Source organism: Pseudomonas rosaeacicularis (assembly GCF_057128745.1).
The window spans coordinates 35,226-54,133 of sequence record NZ_JBSKHT010000023.1 but is presented as its reverse complement, the minus strand read 5'-3'; the positions used below and the strand labels follow the sequence as shown (position 1 = coordinate 54,133).

At 57.3% G+C, this 18,908-nt stretch carries 13 protein-coding genes; 4 read left to right on the top strand and 9 right to left on the bottom strand.

Translation table 11 applies throughout. From position 1 onward, the window contains the following. Window positions 1-9: 9 nt before the first annotated feature. From ACWKWM_RS25655 to ACWKWM_RS25615, 9 genes are all read right to left on the bottom strand, one after another. On the bottom strand, window positions 10-921 hold the full coding sequence (locus ACWKWM_RS25655) for an ABC transporter permease subunit (RefSeq protein WP_483834089.1): 912 nt from the start codon (window positions 919-921) through the stop codon (window positions 10-12). 10 nt (window positions 922-931) lie between these two features. Further along, complete coding sequence (locus ACWKWM_RS25650) at window positions 932-1,942, bottom strand: ABC transporter permease subunit (protein ID WP_483848796.1); 1,011 nt, start codon at window positions 1,940-1,942, stop codon at window positions 932-934. A gap of 74 nt (window positions 1,943-2,016) precedes the next feature. After that, on the bottom strand, window positions 2,017-3,624 hold the full coding sequence (locus ACWKWM_RS25645; protein ID WP_483848795.1) for an ABC transporter substrate-binding protein: 1,608 nt from the start codon (window positions 3,622-3,624) through the stop codon (window positions 2,017-2,019). A gap of 81 nt (window positions 3,625-3,705) precedes the next feature. Then, window positions 3,706-5,085, bottom strand: coding sequence for an OprD family porin (locus tag ACWKWM_RS25640; protein WP_483848794.1), 1,380 nt, complete (start codon window positions 5,083-5,085; stop codon window positions 3,706-3,708). Window positions 5,086-5,251: 166 nt separating this feature from the next. Continuing rightward, on the bottom strand, window positions 5,252-6,865 hold the full coding sequence (locus ACWKWM_RS25635; protein WP_483848793.1) for an ABC transporter substrate-binding protein: 1,614 nt from the start codon (window positions 6,863-6,865) through the stop codon (window positions 5,252-5,254). Window positions 6,866-7,199: 334 nt separating this feature from the next. Beyond that, complete coding sequence (locus ACWKWM_RS25630; protein WP_483848792.1) at window positions 7,200-8,828, bottom strand: ABC transporter substrate-binding protein; 1,629 nt, start codon at window positions 8,826-8,828, stop codon at window positions 7,200-7,202. 280 nt (window positions 8,829-9,108) lie between these two features. Beyond that, window positions 9,109-10,707, bottom strand: a complete 1,599-nt coding sequence (locus ACWKWM_RS25625) for an ABC transporter substrate-binding protein (RefSeq protein ID WP_483848791.1) — start codon at window positions 10,705-10,707, stop codon at window positions 9,109-9,111. Window positions 10,708-10,831: 124 nt separating this feature from the next. After that, window positions 10,832-12,994 carry an HET-C-related protein gene (locus tag ACWKWM_RS25620; RefSeq protein WP_483848790.1) on the bottom strand — a complete coding sequence of 721 codons (2,163 nt, stop codon included), beginning with the start codon at window positions 12,992-12,994 and terminating at the stop codon, window positions 10,832-10,834. 247 nt (window positions 12,995-13,241) lie between these two features. Beyond that, a complete protein-coding gene (locus ACWKWM_RS25615; protein WP_483848789.1) occupies window positions 13,242-13,958 on the bottom strand; it encodes an SIMPL domain-containing protein in 717 nt (238 codons plus the stop codon). Between the two features lie 316 nt (window positions 13,959-14,274). Here ACWKWM_RS25615 and ACWKWM_RS25610 point away from each other — a divergent pair, with 316 nt between their 5' ends. The 4 genes from ACWKWM_RS25610 to ACWKWM_RS25595 all read left to right on the top strand — a co-directional run bounded on the left by ACWKWM_RS25610 (window position 14,275) and on the right by ACWKWM_RS25595 (window position 18,775). After that, window positions 14,275-15,534, top strand: coding sequence for an ATP-binding protein (locus tag ACWKWM_RS25610; RefSeq protein ID WP_483848788.1), 1,260 nt, complete (start codon window positions 14,275-14,277; stop codon window positions 15,532-15,534). Further along, complete coding sequence (locus tag ACWKWM_RS25605; RefSeq protein ID WP_483834099.1) at window positions 15,531-16,091, top strand: response regulator transcription factor; 561 nt, start codon at window positions 15,531-15,533, stop codon at window positions 16,089-16,091. The genes ACWKWM_RS25610 and ACWKWM_RS25605 overlap by 4 nt, the downstream gene beginning before the upstream one ends. An 88-nt stretch (window positions 16,092-16,179) precedes the next feature. Next, a complete protein-coding gene (locus ACWKWM_RS25600) occupies window positions 16,180-17,916 on the top strand; it encodes an ABC transporter ATP-binding protein/permease (RefSeq protein WP_483848787.1) in 1,737 nt (578 codons plus the stop codon). A gap of 109 nt (window positions 17,917-18,025) precedes the next feature. Continuing rightward, on the top strand, window positions 18,026-18,775 hold the full coding sequence (locus tag ACWKWM_RS25595) for a FadR/GntR family transcriptional regulator (protein ID WP_483848834.1): 750 nt from the start codon (window positions 18,026-18,028) through the stop codon (window positions 18,773-18,775). Window positions 18,776-18,908 lie beyond the last annotated feature (133 nt).

Here is an 18,908-nt window from a genome sequence, read left to right as displayed (position 1 = left end):
CGGACGTCCTCAGGCGGCGTTCTTGAGTTTCGGGTCCAGCGCATCGCGCAGACCGTCGCCCATCAGGTTGATTGCCAGCACGCTGAGCAAAATGGTCAGACCGGGCAGGCTCACGACCCACCAGGCACGTTCGATGTAGTCGCGGGCCGAAGCGAGCATGGTGCCCCACTCAGGCGTCGGCGGTTGTACACCCAGACCCAAAAAGCCCAACGCCGCAGCGTCGAGGATTGCCGAGGAGAAACTCAACGTGGCCTGCACGATCAGCGGCGCCATGCAGTTAGGCAGCACGGTGACAAACATCAGGCGCGGCAGGGTCGCGCCGGCCAGACGCGCGGCGGTCACATAATCACGGTTCAGCTCGCCCATTACGGCCGCACGGGTCAGACGCACGTAGGACGGCAGCGAGACGATGGCGATGGCGATCACGGTGTTGATCAGGCCAGGGCCGAGGATCGCGACAATGGCAACAGCCAACAGCAGCGAAGGCAGGGCCAGCATGATGTCCATCAAACGCATGATGGTTGGGCCGAGAATCTTGGGGAAGAAACCGGCGATCAGGCCCATGAAGATGCCCGGAATCAGCGACATCACCACCGACGACAAACCGATCAGCAACGACAGGCGCGAACCCTGAATCAGGCGCGACAGCAGATCGCGACCCAGTTCGTCAGTGCCCAGCAGAAACTGCCACTGACCGCCTTCTAGCCAGACCGGCGGGGTCAACAGGAAGTCTCGGTATTGCTCGCTCGGGTCATGGGGGGCAACCCACGGCGCGAACAGTGCGCAAAAAACGATCAACAGCATGAATAGCAGACCGGCGACAGCGCCTTTGTTCTTGGAGAACGCTTGCCAGAACTCTTTGTACGGGGACGGGTAGAGCAGGCTTTGATCGACTGCTACTACAGGAGTAGGTGTGCTCATAGAAATGATCTCAGCCGTGGTGACGAATGCGTGGGTTGGCAAATCCGTAAAGGATGTCCACCAGGAAGTTGACCAGGATCACCAGACAGGCGATCAGCAAAATCCCGTTCTGCACGACAGGGTAGTCACGTGCACCGATGGCTTCGATCAGCCATTTGCCAATGCCGGGCCAGGAGAAGATCGTCTCGGTCAGGACAGCGCCCGCCAGCAATGTGCCAACTTGCAGGCCGAACACGGTCAGTACCGGGATCAGCGCGTTGCGCAGGCCGTGTACGAACACCACGCGGGCAGGGGACAGGCCTTTGGCGCGGGCAGTACGCACGTAATCTTCGCGCAACACTTCCAGCATCGAGGAGCGGGTCATCCGGGCGATAACGGCCAGCGGAATGGTGCCCAGCACGATGGCCGGCAGAATAAGGTGATGCAGGGCATCCAGGAACGAGCCTTCTTCATCGCTGAGGAGGGTGTCGATCAGCATGAAACCGGTTCTGGGTGGAATGTCGTACAGCAGGTCGATTCGTCCGGAGACCGGCGTCCAGCCTAGCGACACCGAGAAGAACATGATCAGGATCAGGCCCCACCAGAAGATCGGCATCGAGTACCCCGCAAGCGAAATACCCATGACCCCATGGTCGAACAGGGACCCTCGTTTGAGGGCTGCGATCACCCCGGCCAGAAGCCCGAGAATGCCCGCGAATATCAACGCCGCAATCGACAGTTCCAGTGTGGCCGGGAACAGCGAAGTGAATTCGGTCCACACGCTCTCACGCGTACGCAGCGATTCGCCGAGGTCGCCATGGGCGAGCTTGCCGACGTAGTCGATGTATTGCGCATAAAGGGGTTTGTTCAGGCCAAGACGTTCCATGGCTTGGGCGTGCATTTCCGGATCGACCCGGCGTTCACCCATCATGACTTCGACCGGGTCACCAGGAATCAGGCGAATCAGGGCGAAGGTCAGCAGGGTGATGCCGAAGAAGGTGGGTATGAGCAACCCCACTCGGCGGGCGATAAAACTAAACATCGTGTCGTGTACCTCATCAGCCGGTTAGGCGTGTTCCGGCGGGTCTCGGGTAGTGAGCCCGCCAGATTCTTCTTCTACTTCACTTGGGTGGTAGCGAAGTTGTTAGTGGTGAGAGGACTGATGTGATAGCCCTCTACGTTCTTGCGCATTGCAGTGAACATCTTGGTGTGGGCCATGCTGATCCACGGCAGGTCCTGATTGAAAATCTCCTGGGCCTGCTCATAGAGCGCTGCGCGTTCGGCCGGGTCGGTTTTTTCCCGGGCCTGATCGATCAACGTCTGAAACTTCTGATTGCACCAGCGCGCGTAGTTTTCGCCGTTTTTAGCGGCCTCGCAACTGAGCAGTGGAGTCAGGAAGTTGTCAGGGTCGCCATTGTCACCTGCCCAGCCAGCGGAGACCATGTCGTGTTCGCCGTTTTTCGCCCGTTTGAGCATTTCGCCCCATTCCATGACGCGAATATCTAACTTAATGCCGACTTTCGCCAAATCGGCTTGCATCATCTGTGCCCCCATCGTTGGATTAGGGTTGGTTGCGCCTCCTCCGTTGCGAGTGAACAGGGTCAACACGGTGCCTTCAGGCACGCCGGCTTCCTTGAGCAAAGCGCGGGCCTTGTCCAGATCGTGGGCCGGGTTTTTCAGCTGGGTGTTGTAGCCCAGCAACGTGGGCGGGTAGGGGTTGACCGCCACGCTGGCGTTGCCCTTGCCGAACAGCGCGTTGACGTAGGCTTCTTTGTCGAAGGCAATGTCGATGGCTTTGCGCACGCGCACATCGCTCATGTATTTGTGCGTGGTGTTCATCGAAATGTAGGCGGTGGTCATGGCCTGCAGTTCGTCGATCTTCAGGCTCGGGTCTTTCTTGATGTTCGGAATGTCATCAGGCTTTGGATACAGCGCGATCTGGCATTCGTTGGCCTTGAGCTTCTGCAGGCGAACGTTGCTGTCCGTGGCGATGGCAAAAATCAAAGCGTCAGCTGGCGGCTTGCCACGGAAGTAGTCCGGATTGGCCTTGAAGCGTACTTGGGCGTCTTTGGCATAACGCACGAACACAAAGGGGCCGGTGCCGATCGGGTGGTTGTTCAGCTCTTCGGTCTTGCCTGTCTTGAGCAACTGATCGCCATATTCAGCCGAGTAGATCGAGGCGAACGCCATGGCCGCGTCAGCCAGGAACGGCGCTTCACGGCGGGTCAGCGAAAATTTGACAGTGCTGTCGTCAACTTTTTCGACACTTTTGAGCAGCTCTTTGAAACCCATGCTTTCGAAGTACGGGAAGCCGACGGTCGATTGTTTGTGCCACGGATGGTTCGGGTCCAGTTGACGCTGGAAGCTCCAGACCACGTCGTCGGCATTCATGTTGCGCGTCGGTTTGAAGTAGTCGGTGGTGTGGAACTTGACGTCTTTACGCAGGTGGAACGTGTAGGTCAGGCCGTCGTCGCTGATTTCCCAGGACTCAGCCAGTGCCGGTTCAATTTCAGTGGTGCCGGGTTTGAAATCCACCAGACGATTGAAAATGGTTTCCGCCGCGGCATCGGCAGTGACGGCGGTGGTGTACAGCGCCGTATCGAACCCTTCCGGGCTGGCTTCGGTGCAGACCACCAGAGGTTTGGCTGAAACGCCGACAGCGACACTGAACAAAGCCAGTGCGACTGCGTTGCGTAACGTTGCGAGCTTGAATTTCGATTTCATGTAGACGCCCTCCGCAAGTATGAAGCCATAAAGTGGTCAGCCGGCGAGCCCGTTGGCCTGACTCGCCGCCAACCGCAGGTTTTACAAAATGTTGAATGGAATCGTGGTGACCAGACGGAACTCGTTGATGCTGCCGTCAGCCTGTTCTGCGCTGGCGCGGTGCGTGGTGTACGTAGCGCGCACGGTTGTGGCTTTTAAGGGGCCCGATTGCAGCGTGTATGTCGAACCCACGCCGTATTCGTAATGGGTCTCACCGTCCATGCGCGACACGTCATACGCAGTGCCTTTGTAATGGGTACCGTCGATATCGAAGCCGCGCGCCTGATACACGTTGAACTTCAAGCCCGGCACGCCGTAGTCGGCCATGTTCAGCAGGTAGCTCAATTGCACCGATTTTTCGTTCGGTCCGTTGAAGTCAGACAGCAAGGAGTTGGCCAGGAAAATGGCGTTGGTGTCGTGCACGTAGTCGAAGTAGGTGTCGCCTTCGACTTCCTGGTACGCAATGCTGAAGCTGTGCGCCTTGTGGGTAGCAGTCAACGACAGGCTGTAGGTGTCGTTGTCGATCTGGCCCATCTTTCTGGCGCCGGAATCTTTGGTCTTGTAGTAGTTCAGGTTGGTGCTGATGCCGACCACGTCGGTGTCGCCCATTTCATGCAGCACGCCCAGGTAGTACTGATGCCAGAAGTCTTCGACGTTGGAGGCGTACAAGCTAGTGGTCAGACTCTTGAACGGCTTGTAGTCGAAGCCGGCCATGTCGACGCGATCGGCTTTGGCGCCGTTGGCGTTGTACTCGGACGTGAACTTGGTCAGGCTTTGTTCGGAGCGCGGGGATACGCGGTCGAAGCTGCCAGCCTGGAACGACAGGTTGCTGAGTTCGTCGCTCTGCAGGCTCACCCCTTCAAAGCTCGACGGCAACGCGCGGTTGCCGATGAAGGCAATCACTGGCGTGTTCATCGACTGGCGGCCCAGGGTCAGGGTTGTGTTTGACACCCGCGCCTTGACGTTGGCCAGGCCCATTTTGCTCCACTGCCCCACTGCGTCGCCGTTGCTGCGCGTCAGCGTGCGGTTGTTCGGGCCCATGATGTCGCCGGCGTCCTGGTCCAGTGCGACAGCGTTGTACATCGCCAGCTGGGTGGCGAAACCGACGACGCCCTGAGTGAAGCCCGAGCTGTAATCGATGATGGTGCCTTGCACCCAGTTGATGCGACGCGGGTCGCGATCGACCACGACGCCATCGTCCCGACGACTGAACTGGCCGCCACGCCGCTGCAGCTCGTTGGCATACCAGTTACGGGTAGAACCGGTCAGTTTTGAGTCTTCGAGAAAACCCTTGGCTTCGCTTTGAGCATTGCTCGAGGCGAGCGTTGTCGGCACGAAGTCCTGACTGGTGGGCTCTGCCTGGGCCGCGACGCTCAAGGCAATCATGGACACGGCGAATACAGCGGTGCTGGCTTTTTTCACGTTTTGAAGCTCCCTTTTACTACTTTTATAAAGGCCAGTTTTATGAATGGGCTGGCTTGGGTGGATCTTGTTATTCCGCCGTTTTGATCGGTTTTTGATCAAAGAAGCGGATTGCAGGAATAGCTGCGCCGAGGGGCGGGATTCGCCCCTGGCGCGTATTCATGGGTTATTGAGCGAGACTGACGCCCGAAAAGTTATTGCGTCCGAATGGACTCACCTGAAAACCTTCGACCTCAGCGCGCAATGGCTGGTTGACGGTGGAGTGGGCAATAGGCGTGATCGGCAGTTGTTCCTTCAGATAGTGCTGCGCCTGCTTGTACAGGTCGATACGCTGGGCTTTGTCTGAGGTGGCGACGGCTGCTTTCACCAACTTGTCGTATTTCTCGTCACACCACATCGAGTAATTGTTGCCGCCAATAGCCGCACAGCTGTACAGCGTGCCGAGCCAGTTATCCGGATCACCGTTGTCACCCGTCCAGCCGATCAGCGAGATGTCGTGTTCGCCGTTCTTGCTGCGCTTGAGGTATTCGCCCCACTCGTAACTGACGATATTGACCTTGAGGCCAATCTTCGCCCAGTCCGACTGCAGCATCTGCGCCATCAGCTTGGCGTTCGGGTTGTACGGACGCTGGACCGGCATGGCCCAGAGGTTGATCACGGTGCCTTCCTTGACGCCCGCCGCACGCAACAACTCTCGGGCTTTTTCGGGGTTGTAGGGCGCGTCCTGGATGGTTTCGTCGTAGGACCATTGCGTCGGCGGCATGGCGTTGACCGCCAATTGGCCCGCGCCCTGGTACACGGCCTTGATGATTTCCGGTTTGTTGATCGCCATGTCCAGCGCCTGGCGCACCTGCAGATTATCCAGCGGCGCATGGCGTACGTTGTAGGCGATGTAACCCAGGTTGAACCCCGGCTTCTCGATGACCTTGAGCTGCTTGTCGGCTTTCATGGCATCGAGGTCGGCAGGACGAGGGTTGGAGGTGACTTGGCATTCGTTTTTCTTGAGTTTCTGCACCCGCACCGAGGGATCGGTATTGATGGCGAAAATCAATTGGTCCACCTTCACTCGACTCGGGTCCCAGAACTGTTTATTGGCGATATAACGAATTTGCGAGTCTTTCTGATATCGCTGAAACACAAATGGTCCAGTACCAATGGGTTGTTGATTGATATCGCGTACATCTCCAGATGCCATCAGTTTGTCAGCATACTCAGCAGACAGAATCGAGGCGAAGTTCATTGCAATATTTTGAATGAATGCAGCGTCCACAGTGTTCAATGTGAACACCACTGTCAGTGGGTCGGACTTTTCTACCGACTTGAGATTCTTATCCATTCCCATCCCGGTGAAGTACGGGAATTCAGTCGGATATGCGACGCGGAATGGTTGATCCTTTTGGAGCATCCGGTTGAATGTGAAGAGCACATCGTCCGCATTGAAATCACGGGTCGGGGTAAATGTTTTATTGCTGTGGAACTTCACCCCTTCGCGCAGGTGGAACGTATAGGTCAGACCGTCCGCAGAGACGTCCCAGCGCGTAGCCAGCGCTGGGACTACGCTGGTGCTGCCTTGTTCGAACTCGGTCAGCCTGTTGTAAATGGGCTCTGCGGCGTCATTGTCGGTGCCTGAAGTGTATTGCGCGATATCAAACCCTGCCGGGCTTGCTTCGGAACAAAACACCAGACTTTTGGTGGCCGCTTGTACAGTCGGAGTAATGGCAAATAGCCCGGAAGCTATTCCGATGCTTAACAGCGATGAAGCAAACAAATGATTACGCATGACAATCCTTATCGTTTAATCGCAAAAACGTCTGCACACCCAGACAATTCGTTTGCGCAACTGTTTGCGCAAACGAAACTTGGTATTCCGGACTCGGGCGTTCATAAACGAAAACACAAAGCACGGGCGTTGACGAAGTTATGTCCGTCACGCCGTACAGTAAAGAGTTCTAGGCACTGCACTGTATGTAGGAAAAGTGCATATCATTAGTAGGCAATGGCTTTATTTGACCTGCAAACTAATGATAGGGACCTTTGCGACAAATCGATTTCCCACAAAACGTCACAGCCGCATCACCCGAAGGTGACGCGACCGTGAGTTGATTTCTGATCGATTACTTGCCGCTGACGCTAACGCCGTAGAACGAGTTCAGACCGAATGGGCTGATCTTGAAGTCCTGAACTTCCTTGCGCATCGGCTGATAGACAGTCGAGTGAGCAATTGGGGTCATAGGTACTGCGTCTTTGAGCAGGTGTTGCGCCTGTTTGTACAGTTCGGTGCGCTTGGCCTGATCGGTGGTTTCTTTAGCCTGGTGAATCAGAGTGTCGAACGGCTTGTCACACCATTTGGCAAAGTTGTTGCCGTTGACAGCATCACAGCCAAACAGGGTGCCGAGCCAGTTGTCCGGGTCACCGTTATCGCCGCTCCAGCCAATCAGCATCGCGCCGTTTTCACCCGCTTTGGCGCGCTTAATGTACTCGCCCCACTCGTAGGAAACGATCTTGGCGTTGATGCCGATCTTCTTCCAGTCGTTCTGGAGCATCTCGGCCATCAACTTGGCGTTAGGGTTGTAAGGACGCTGAACCGGCATCGCCCACAGGGTGATTTCGGTGCCATCTTTCACGCCTGCTTCTTTGAGCAGTTCCTTGGCCTTGGCGACGTCGTATGGCGCATCTTTGATCGTGGTGTCATAGGACCATTGGGTCGGCGGCATGGCGTTGACCGCCAGTTGACCTGCACCCTGATACACCGCGTCGATGATGGCTTTCTTGTCTACAGCCATGTCCAGTGCCTGACGCACTTTCAGCTGTGACAATGGGTTTGGCTTGTCGTCGCCCTTGATCTTGTCCATCGTGTTGTAAGCGATGTAGCCCAGGTTGAAGCCTGCCTGATCAGGCATCTTCAGTGCAGCGTCGGCCTTGAGTGGTGCAAGGTCGGCTGGACGTGGGTAAGCGGTAATCTGGCATTCGCCTTTTTTCAGCTTCTGCGCACGAACCGATGCGTCGGTTGTGATCGCGAAAATCAGGTTGTCGACTTTGACGTCTTCAGGCTTCCAGTAGTCCTTGTTCCCGGTAAAGCGGATGTTGGAGTCTTTCTGGTAGCTCTTGAACACGAACGGACCAGTGCCGACTGGCTTCTGGTTGATGTCGGCGGCCTTGCCTTCTTTGAGCAACTGCGCTGCGTATTCAGCGGACTGAATGGACGCAAAGCTCATGGCCAGGTTCTGAATAAATGCCGCGTCGACAGTGCCCAAGGTCATCTTGACCGTGTTGGCGTCAACCTTCTCGATCTTGGTGATGTTGGTGTCCATCGCCATGTCGGTGAAGTAAGGGAATTCGGTTGGGTACGCCTTACGGAACGGGTCGTCCTTGTTGATCATGCGATTGAACGTGAACAGCACGTCATCGGCATTGAAGGTACGCGTTGGTTTGAAGTAAGGCGTGGTGTGGAACTTGACACCTTCGCGCAGATGGAAGGTGTAGGTCAGGCCGTCTGGAGTGACGTCCCAGCTGGTGGCCAGGCCTGGAATGACAGCGGTGCCGCCACGTTCAAATTGGCTCAAACGGTTAAAAATGGTTTCCGCGGAGGCGTCAAAGTCGGTACCGGTGGTGTATTGACCTGGGTCAAAGCCGGCTGGGCTGCCTTCGGAGCAGAACACCAGGTTCGATGCTGCTTGAGCGAAGGGAGCGCTGGCGATCAAACCTGCGCTGAGTAGAAACGGAATGACCGCTTTTTTGAGCATGGTGGCCTCAGTTGTTGTCATTTTTTAATAGAGGGAACGACCTCGTGGGTCATTCCTGCGGATACTTATGCAGGCGTCATACCCAAAGCAAGACGCTGACGCCAATGAAGTGTCAAAGAGTGGCACGAACGTACACGAATGTCGCAAAAGTATAATTTCTGACGCAGTTGAACGTTTGCGTGTCGCATATCGATATCTTTCACGCACCAAGCGGGCGCAGGCAAACGTGACGAATGCACCCGATTGGTACGCAGTTGTTACCCCTAAAACACCTTTTGAGCTATTTGCTCAGGCTGACGCCGTAGAAGGGTGTCAGGCCAAACGGACTGAGCTTGAAGTCTTGGACTTCCTTGCGCATCGGCTGGAAAACCTTGGAATTGGCGATCGGCGTGATGGGCACGTCATTCTTCAGAATGTTCTGCGCCTGTTGATAGAGCTTGATCCGCTCATCGCGATTACTGGTCAGTTTTGCCTGTGTCACCAGCTTGTCGTAGCTGGGATTGCACCATTTGGCGTAGTTGCTGCCCTTGACCGCCGCGCAGCTGTAGAGCACGCCGAGCCAGTTGTCCGGGTCGCCGTTATCGCCGGTCCAGCCGTAGATCATCGCATCGTGTTCGCCCGCCTTGGCGCGTTTGATGTACTCGCCCCATTCGTAGCTGACGATGTTGGCCTTAATGCCGATTTTGGCCCAGTCCGCTTGAATCATCTGCGCCGACATTCGCGCATTCGGGTTGGACGCTCGCTGCACGGTCATTGCCCAAAGGTTGATCTGCGTGCCCGGTGCGACGCCTGCTTCCTTCAACAGCTGTTTGGCTTTTTCAGGATCGTGGGGCGCGTCCTTAATGTTCGGGTCATAGCTCCACTGATCCGGCGGCAGGGCGTTCTGCGCCAATTGGCCAGCGCTCTGGTAAACCGCCTTGATGATCGCTGGCTTGTCGATCGCCATGTCCAGCGCCTGACGTACTTTCAGTTGGTCCAGCGGCGGATGCGTCACGTTGTAGGCCAAAAACCCCAGGTTGAATCCGGCTTGGCTCAGCACTTTGAGGTTCGGGTCTTTCTGCGCTTCTTCGATGTCTTGCGGGCGTGGATAGCCGCTGATCTGGCACTCATTGGTCTTGAGCTTCTGCAGGCGCACGGCCGCGTCGCTGGTGATCGAGAAGATCAAGGTGTCGATCTTCACATCTTCTGGCTTCCAGTAAGCCGTATTGCCGGTGTAGCGAATCTGCGAATCCTTTTGATAGCGCTTGAACACAAACGGCCCGGTGCCGATGGGCTTTTGGTTGATGTCCGCAGCTTTACCTTCCTTGAGCAACTGCGCGCCGTATTCAGCCGACTGAATGGAGGCAAAGCTCATGGCCAGGTTTTGAATGAACGCCGCGTCAATATTGTTCAGGCTGAACTTCACAGTCTGGTCATCGACCTTCTCGACGCTCTTGATCGTGGTGTTCATCCCCATATCGGTGAAGTACGGAGACTCGGAAGGGTAGGCCTTGCGAAATGGGTCATCAGCCTTGAGCAGGCGATTGAACGTGAACAACACGTCATCGGCGTTGAAGTCTCGGGTCGGCTTGAAGTAGTCAGTGGTATGGAATTTCACGCCGGGGCGCAGGTGAAAGGTGTAGGTCAGGCCATCGCTGGAGACGTCCCACTTTGTCGCGAGCCCGGGCTCGACTTCCGTGCCACCGCGCTTGAACTGGGTCAGCCGGTTGAATACCGTTTCTGCCGATGCATCGAAATCGGTACCGCTGGTGTATTGGCTCGGATCGAAACCTGCGGGGCTCGCTTCAGAGCAATAGACCAGAGTGCTCGCCGCCTGGACCATCGGTGTGCAAGCCAGCATGGCTGCGGTGAGCAGTAGGGGTTGAAACGTCTTGCCCATGGAAACCTCGCCCTTATCTCAAAAGAATCGTGCGGCAATCCTGCCGTCGTTGATCGTTGACTGATCATAGACCGCGAAGATTGCTGCACTGCTGAGTTTTCCTACAAGAGCGGGAGAGCGTGGCTTAGATGAGTTTCAGGTATTCGAGCACTTTCCTCGATAGATACCCAAAGGGCGTCAGGCTGTGGAGAAACCACAACGGTGAATCCTTATCCAGAAACTCACCGCGTAAAAACATCAGATAGGCAACGCTGTCTTTGCGCATCTGCTCCAGCGCGTTGCTCCCTGAATGGGCAAGTGTTTTGCTTATTTCGGCGAGTTCGGTTTTCGATTGGCTTCGGCGTAACTCGGCAGGATTGGCAGCGGCCCACGCGACGACTTGATCGTCTTGCCAATGGCTGTCCTGAGGATGTTTGAAATACGCCGTTGCTATGGCAATGGGGTCTGCGCTGGTGTCGCCGCTCCAGTAGTCGACCATCGCCTTGGCTACGTCGCTCACGGCGCTGGTCGCCAGTGATCCAGCCAGCACATGCAACGGGTGTTCGGCATGGTCCTTGGCAAGTTGCGAATGAGTCGGATCGGTCGAGCCGTTCAGATGAGGGTCTTGTCCGTAACGGGTTTGCCAGTCATCGACGTTCTCGCCCAGGTGCGTGAGCATGTCTTTCATGACGATGCCGACCGCATTGCCGACGACGGCAGACAAACCCTGCAGGTAGAGCGCCGACCTTTGCAGGAACTCTACAAACGGCAGGTCGAGCCATTCGTCACGCGTTGTCAGAAAGGTATTGAAGGTGTGCAGGTAGCTCGGGTTGTGATGCTCTTCAAGCAGGATCAGCAGCACTTGCTCCCGCGGACTGCGATCACCCGCTTTGATCGGTTTGTACGTGACGTCTTCGGTCGAAAACAGAATCTCACCCAGCGGCCCGGCCACGCTTGCGAGTACATCGGTGGCGCCAAACATGCCGGTGACCAGCGGCAAGCCAGCCTTGCACGGCGCTGGGGACGTCCATGGCACGACCTCGGAGTGGCCGTTTTTGATCAGGCTCAGCTCGACGAAATTGGAGTGAGCAAAGAAGTCTTCGAGTACATGCAGCGCAGACCCGAACGCACGCATGCCGGCGAAGGTACGCTTCTCCTTCATCGCAATTGTCAGTTCAGCCTGCATGAACGCCACCGATCGCTCGATGTAGCGCTTCATCGAAGTGTCGTAGTCAATTCCCAGTAACGGGTTTGATTCCTGCACCAGCGGCTCGAAGTCCGGATCGCGGGTGGTGGGGTCAAACGCGTTCGCGTCAGTCACCTTCGGGTTGTCGATATGTTCACTCGGGCGGTAAACCCCAAGCATTGCCGGTGTCACGGTGAAGTGTTGTGCAAAGTTGCGCCTCCACCGGAAGCGCTTCACCGCCAGGACATCGACGATTCGCGTAAGGGCATTCCGGGACAGGACGTCCGGAAAGTCTTTCGGCATATTTGTGGCACGTACGATTTTCGGATCGAGCAGTTGCGAGTAGTCACGCAGCCAGTTGCCGAAGTACACCGCTTCGATCTCGTCGCGGTCAAATCCATGGGTGCTTAATACGGCTTCGATCCGTCGATGCGTCATTTGGTGATCGTCTTCGTGCCCTGCTTCAAACGCTTCACGATCTGGATCGGTATGGATAACGTCGTTGTTGCCACGGGCGTCGTTATAACGCGCCTGGATTTGTTCCGCTGCGGCTTTCCATTGAACGGTTATTTCTTGGCTCTTGTCCTGATAACCGCTGAAGCAGGTAACGATGGTCACCTCGTTTGCATCGGGTTCACCGCGCAGTGCCATCCAACGCGAAAAACGCTGGCCTTCCTCGCCCTTGGCGTCTGAGGCCAGCACCGGGTTGCCCTCGGCATCTCGATCGCTGAGGTCGTGGCGCAGAATATTGTCGATGTGATGACCAAACTCGTGCATTAGGGCATCCAGAAGCCAGGAGGTGTCCAGTCCTTGCTCGATGCGTCTGAAAAATCCCCGGTCAATACGGACAATTCGCTCACGGTTGTCGTAGTCCGCCTCGTATCCCAAGGCCTCGGTGAGGATGATTTTCGGGCTCTCTATCTGGTGCGCGAGCAAACGCTGCTGCAGCGCGTGATACGTGTGTGCAGGAATATCGCTGCCGTAGACCGTCGACAAGGCTGCTGAAAACTGCTCGGTCGTTAGCTGACCTGCCACTTGGGTCAATAGGTCCAGTGCCAGGTTGCTGTGAAGCCGCTGGTCAGAGAGGTCGATATGTTTTATGGCTGTCGCTTTGAAGGACATGATGGATTCTTCCGTGATCCCGTGAAATGAACACGCCCTGTCATCAGGGCGAGTGCGCCATTGCGCTCAGGAGGTGAGCGGGTGCGCCGTTCATTTTATGGACTGTCAGGGGAAAGCAAATCGGGAAGATCACTCCGGCCCGTAGGAGAACGGAACCGGCACATGGAGCATGTACAACTGAGTAGTGCGTAAAGAAGGGATGCGCAGGAGCGAAATAGCGGCAGCCCAAGGCTGCCGCTGCCTGACGTCAAGGTATCGCGACTTCGATCACGCCATCAGCCGTGACGCTGACTTCGGCGGTCCCGGCTTCGACGTCTGGCGCTGGAGCGCCGTCGCTGCGGGCTGCTTTCATCATCATGACCGGCGCGCGTGCATACGGTTGTGGATAGCCAGAGGTGTTGAGGTTCAGGTTGACCAGTTTGTAGCTGCTGCCGCCGAGCGCATCAGTGACCAGTTGCGCGCGGGTTTTGAAGGCAGCGACGGCGTCCTTGAGCAGGGTGTCTTCGCTGGCTTTGCGCGCGGGCTTGGAAATCGAGAAATCCATGCCGCCCATCTTCATCTCGGTGCTCAGCAACTCGCCGGTCAGCTTGGACAGTGCGGCGAAGTCGGCGCTTTCCAGGCGAAGCTCGGCACGTTCGCGCCAACCGGTGATTTTCTGGCCCTTGTCGTCATAGACCGGGTAGCTGTTGCGATTGCCCTGGCGGATGGTGACGTCCTTGACCTCGCGCGCCTGACCCAACGCCTTGTTGAGATTTTCGGTGATTTCTGCGGCCAGTTTGGCAGGATCGGCATTCTGGGATTCGCTGTAGAACGTGACCATCATCAGGTCACGCTGGACGTCTTGATTGACCTCGGCGCGCACCGAAACCTGGTTGTAATGAACGTCATCGGCCAAAGCAGGGAGGCTGGCGAGCGCTGCGGTGCCGACAGCAACGAGGGTGGCAAGAGGGCGACGGATGAACATATAAACTCCTTGTTGTGTGAACCGTGGACGATGGCTCGCCGCACGGATGCCCATGAGACTGTGATCCTGGGGTCTTGTTCCTGCACGCGATGGCCCTGCCAGCCCTGTAGGAGCGAATTCATTCGCGAGAAGACGAAACATCCGTTGCACATGTTTGGCCCGACCTGATACTTCGCGAATGAATTCGCTCCTACAGATCCATATCCCGTGTGAAGTCGAACCAGCACATGTGGCGCTTTGACGCACTAACGCTGTATTGCTGCTGTCATTGGTTATACTCGCTCCGATACGCCTGGAGCGCTCATCAGGAGAGCTCATGCTCGCCCCCGTCCAAATGCTTTCCGCCACCCGCCAAAACCTCTGGCGGCTGACCTTCGTCCGTGTGCTGGTATTGGCCGCGCAGGCCGGCTCCGTCGGGTTTGCTTACCTGTTCGATCTGCTGCCGCTGCCTTGGCTACAACTGGACGTCACGCTTGGCATATCGGGCATCGTCTGTTTGCTGACGGCCCTGCGCCTGCGCACCTCATGGCCGGTGACCGAGCTTGAATACGCCGTACAGCTGGCGTTCGATCTGTTTATCCACAGCGCGCTGCTGTTCTTTTCCGGCGGTTCGACCAACCCGTTCGTTTCTTATTATCTGGTGCCGCTGACCATCGCTGCGGTGACGTTGCCGTGGCGCTATTCGCTGATCCTGTCCGGTATCGCCCTGGCCCTGTACACCCTGATGCTGGCGCAGTTTTACCCGCTGGCAGCATTCGCGGCGTCGCGCGAGAAGTTGCAGATTTACGGCATGTGGCTGAGTTTTGCGCTGGCGGCGGGCGTGATCACCTTCTTTGCCGCGCGCATGGCCGAGGAACTGCGTCGTCAAGAACAGATGCGCGCCTTGCGCCGGGAAGAGGGCGCTCGCGATCAGCAGTTGCTCGCCGTGGCAACCGAAGCCGCTGGCGCTGCGCATGAACTGGGCACGCCGCTGGCCACCATGAGCGTGCTGCTCAAGGAAATGCGTCAGGACCACCACGACCCGGCGCTGCAGGAGGACCTGTCGATTCTGCAAGACCAGGTCAAATTGTGTAAGGAAACCCTGCAACAACTGGTGCGTGCGGCTGAAGCCAATCGCCGCCTGGCCGTGCAGGAACAGACTGTCAGTCATTGGCTGGATCAGGCGCTCAACCGCTGGCACCTGATGCGTCCCGAAGCCAGCTATCGTTTCCAACGGCTGGGGCAGGGCGAGCTACCGATGATCGCGCCGCCGCCCGACCTGACCCAGGCCCTGCTGAACCTGTTGAACAACGCCGCCGATGCCTGTGCCGAAGGGCTTGAAGTCAATCTGGACTGGGGCGATCACGAGATCTGCATCAGTATTCGGGATCATGGCCCTGGCGTACCACTGGCGGTCGCTGAACAAATCGGTAAACCCTTTTTTACAACGAAGGGCAAAGGCTTCGGCCTGGGCCTGTTCTTGAGCAAAGCCAGTGTCACCCGCGCGGGCGGCTCGGTGAAACTCTATCCTCACGAGGAAGGCGGCACGCTCACTGAGCTGCGCCTGCCCCGTGACGCACGAGGAGATGAAGCATGACTGACGAAATCCAGGTTGAAGGCGAAGAGCTGCCGCATTTGTTGCTGGTCGACGATGACGCCACCTTCACCCGCGTGATGGCACGTGCGATGGCCAGACGCGGTTTTCGCGTCAGTACCGCAGGTTCAGCCGAAGAAGGCCTGACCCTGGCTCAGGCCGATATCCCGGACTACGCGGCCGTTGACCTGAAAATGGAAGGCGACTCGGGGCTGGTGCTGTTGCCCAAGCTACTGGAACTGGACCCGGAAATGCGTGTCCTGATACTGACCGGTTATTCGAGCATCGCCACGGCGGTCGAAGCCATCAAGCGCGGCGCCTGCAACTACTTGTGCAAGCCGGCCGACGCCGATGACGTGCTGGCGGCGTTGCTGTCCGAGCACGCAGACCTCGACACCCTGGTGCCGGAAAACCCGATGTCCGTGGACCGCCTGCAGTGGGAACACATTCAGCGCGTATTGACCGAGCACGAAGGCAACATTTCTGCCACGGCGCGCGCGCTGGGCATGCACCGCCGCACCCTGCAACGCAAGCTGCAAAAGCGCCCGGTGCGTCGCTGAGGAGTTAAAACTTTATTCATGGAAGATCGTGGGTGGCGTCTGGCACATTGAGAAGACGCTACTAAATACCTGCCACTGAGCCTTAACCATGAATTTCAATGCCCAAGAGTCCACGGTCAACGACACCGTGTCAGGGAAGTTTTTTTCCCGCGTCTGGAAGCTCGTCACGCCCTATTGGCGCAGCGAAGAAAAAGGCATGGCGTGGGTTCTCCTGATCGCCGTCATCATCCTGTCGTTGTTCAGCGTATTCATCTCGGTGCTGGTCAACAGCTGGTATCGCGACTTCTATAATGCGCTGCAGAACAAAGACCTCGCTGCCTTCACCCATCTGATTCTGTATTTCTGCGGGATTGCCGCCATCGCCATCCTCGGCGCGGTGTATCGCCTTTACCTCACCCAGATGCTGACCATTCGCTGGCGTCGCTGGCTGACCGAGCAACACTTTGCCAAGTGGCTCGCGCACAAAAATTACTACCGGCTGGAGCAGGGCGGTTACACCGATAACCCTGACCAACGTCTGTCCGAAGACCTCAATAACTTCACCTCCGACACCCTTAGCCTGAGCCTCGGATTGTTGCGCACGGTGGTCAGTCTGGTGTCGTTTTCGGTCATTTTGTGGGGCGTGTCCGGCAGCATCGAGCTGTTCGGCATCACCATTCCTGGCTACATGTTCTGGGCTGCCCTGGTTTACGCGGCCGTCGGCAGTGTGCTGACGCATTTGATCGGCAAACGCCTGATCATTCTCAGCAACCAGCAGCAACGCTACGAAGCCGACATGCGATTTTCGTTGGTGCGCGTGCGTGAAAACGCCGAAAGCATTGCGCTGTCCGACGGCGAGGCCAACGAGAACGAGCGTCTGAGCAGTCGCTTCGGCATGGTCTGGAGCAACTTCTGGACGATCATGAAGGTGCAGAAACGCCTGACGTTCTTCACCGCCGGCTACTCACAGATCGCCATCATCTTTGCGTTCGTCGTCGCGGCGCCGCGTTACTTCGCGGGCAAAATCGAGTTGGGCGAGTTGATGCAGATCAACTCGGCGTTCGGCAATGTGCAGGAGAATTTCAGCTGGTTTATCGATGCGTACGCGTCGTTGGCTTCTTGGCGCGCGACTTGTGATCGTCTGCTGAGCTTTCGTCAGGCCATGGATCAGAACGAGGCCCGCGTACCGGCCATCAATGTCAGCCATGAGCAGAATGCACTGCGCCTGGAAGGCCTGGACCTGTCCCTGGCCGGTGGCCGTCAGTTGCTCACCAACGCAAACGTAAACATTGCCGCTGGCGAGAAAGTCATGCTCAGCGGCCGTTCCGGCAGCGGCAAAAGTACCTTGCTGCGAGCGATGGGTGGGTTGTGGCTCGATGGTCATGGGGCGGTAAAGTTACCTGCTCAGCGTTCATTGTTCCTGCCGCAGAAACCTTATCTGCCGATTGGCACATTGCGTGAAGCGTTGAGTTATCCACAACTGCCGGAAGTGTACCCGGCTGAGCGTTTCGCCGAGATTCTCGAGACCTGTCGTCTCAGCCATTTGATCCCGCGTCTGGACGAGAGCAATCACTGGCAACGCATGCTCTCGCCCGGCGAGCAGCAACGTGTAGCCTTCGCGCGCGCGCTGTTGTATGCGCCGCAATGGCTGTATCTGGATGAAGCAACGTCGGCAATGGATGAGGAGGATGAAGCGGCGCTTTACCAAGCTCTACTTGATGAGCTGCCGGGCTTGACGCTGTTGAGCATCGGTCATCGCAGCAGCCTGAAACGCTTCCACGGCCGTCATCTGCGCATCGACTCGGGCCAGCTGCGGGAGCAGCCGTTGCCAGAGCCGGTGGTTTAGCGCGACGCTGTCTGGACAACCCTTTTGGCTAATCAGCTCGCCGGGTGTGATCGTACAACCCGGTGAGCTATGATTAGCCTTTCACCGTATTTAGAGACGCATGTTGGATATGGAAAATCAGAGTGCTCCGCCTCGCGCCCGCCGAAAGCACCGCAGCCTGGCCCAAGAGTTGGTGACTGAGCTGTCCGAGCGCATTCGCAGTGGCCTGTTGAAGCGCGGCGACAAGTTGCCCACCGAATCGGCAATCATGGAAGAGCAGGGCGTTAGCCGCACTGTTGTGCGTGAAGCGATTTCCCGGTTGCAGGCGTCGGGCTTGGTTGAAACCCGTCATGGCATCGGCACTTTCGTGCTGGATACGCCAAGCCCTAGCGGCTTTCGCATTGATCCTGCGACCATTGTCACGTTGCGCGATGTGCTGGCGATTCTCGAACTGCGCATCAGTCTGGAAGTGGAATCGGCAGGGCTGGCGGCGCAGCGTCGTTCCGCTGAGCAACTGGCCGACATGCGCGCTGCACTGGATGCGTTGAACGAAGGCGTGTCCCATGCCAGCGATTCAGTCGGACCTGATTTTCAGTTCCACATGGCGATTGCGCTGTCGACTGGCAATCGTTACTTCACCGACATCATGAATCACCTGGGCACCAGCATCATTCCTCGCACCCGTCTGAATTCCGCGCGCATCGCTCACGATGACCATCAGCACTACATGGGTCGACTGAGCCGCGAACACGAAGAAATCTACGACGCCATCGCCCGCCAGGACTCCGACGCCGCCCGCGCCGCGATGCGCCTGCACCTGACCAACAGCCGCGAACGGTTGCGTCATGCTCACGAAGAGGCCGAGTCTCAGCGGGCTTGAATAGCCACGCCTGAAGCGCTTGTACGGTAAATGTTGGAGCGAGGCTTGCCCGCGAAGTTGGCACCGCGGTTCGCCTGACATACCGCGCCGTCTGCTTCGCGGGCAAGCCTCGCTCCAACAGGATTTTGCATCA

Bases quoted from the DNA above. Each gene is read 5' to 3' on its own strand.
- ACWKWM_RS25655 (WP_483834089.1), bottom strand. From the start codon at position 921: ATGAGCACACCTACTCCTGTAGTAGCAGTCGATCAAAGCCTGCTCTAC.
- ACWKWM_RS25650 (WP_483848796.1), bottom strand. From the start codon at position 1,942: ATGTTTAGTTTTATCGCCCGCCGAGTGGGGTTGCTCATACCCACCTTC.
- ACWKWM_RS25645 (WP_483848795.1), bottom strand. From the start codon at position 3,624: ATGAAATCGAAATTCAAGCTCGCAACGTTACGCAACGCAGTCGCACTG.
- ACWKWM_RS25635 (WP_483848793.1), bottom strand. From the start codon at position 6,865: ATGCGTAATCATTTGTTTGCTTCATCGCTGTTAAGCATCGGAATAGCT.
- ACWKWM_RS25630 (WP_483848792.1), bottom strand. From the start codon at position 8,828: ATGCTCAAAAAAGCGGTCATTCCGTTTCTACTCAGCGCAGGTTTGATC.
- ACWKWM_RS25625 (WP_483848791.1), bottom strand. From the start codon at position 10,707: ATGGGCAAGACGTTTCAACCCCTACTGCTCACCGCAGCCATGCTGGCT.
- ACWKWM_RS25620 (WP_483848790.1), bottom strand. From the start codon at position 12,994: ATGTCCTTCAAAGCGACAGCCATAAAACATATCGACCTCTCTGACCAG.
- ACWKWM_RS25615 (WP_483848789.1), bottom strand. From the start codon at position 13,958: ATGTTCATCCGTCGCCCTCTTGCCACCCTCGTTGCTGTCGGCACCGCA.
- ACWKWM_RS25610 (WP_483848788.1), top strand. From the start codon at position 14,275: ATGCTCGCCCCCGTCCAAATGCTTTCCGCCACCCGCCAAAACCTCTGG.
- ACWKWM_RS25605 (WP_483834099.1), top strand. From the start codon at position 15,531: ATGACTGACGAAATCCAGGTTGAAGGCGAAGAGCTGCCGCATTTGTTG.
- ACWKWM_RS25600 (WP_483848787.1), top strand. From the start codon at position 16,180: ATGAATTTCAATGCCCAAGAGTCCACGGTCAACGACACCGTGTCAGGG.
- ACWKWM_RS25595 (WP_483848834.1), top strand. From the start codon at position 18,026: ATGGAAAATCAGAGTGCTCCGCCTCGCGCCCGCCGAAAGCACCGCAGC.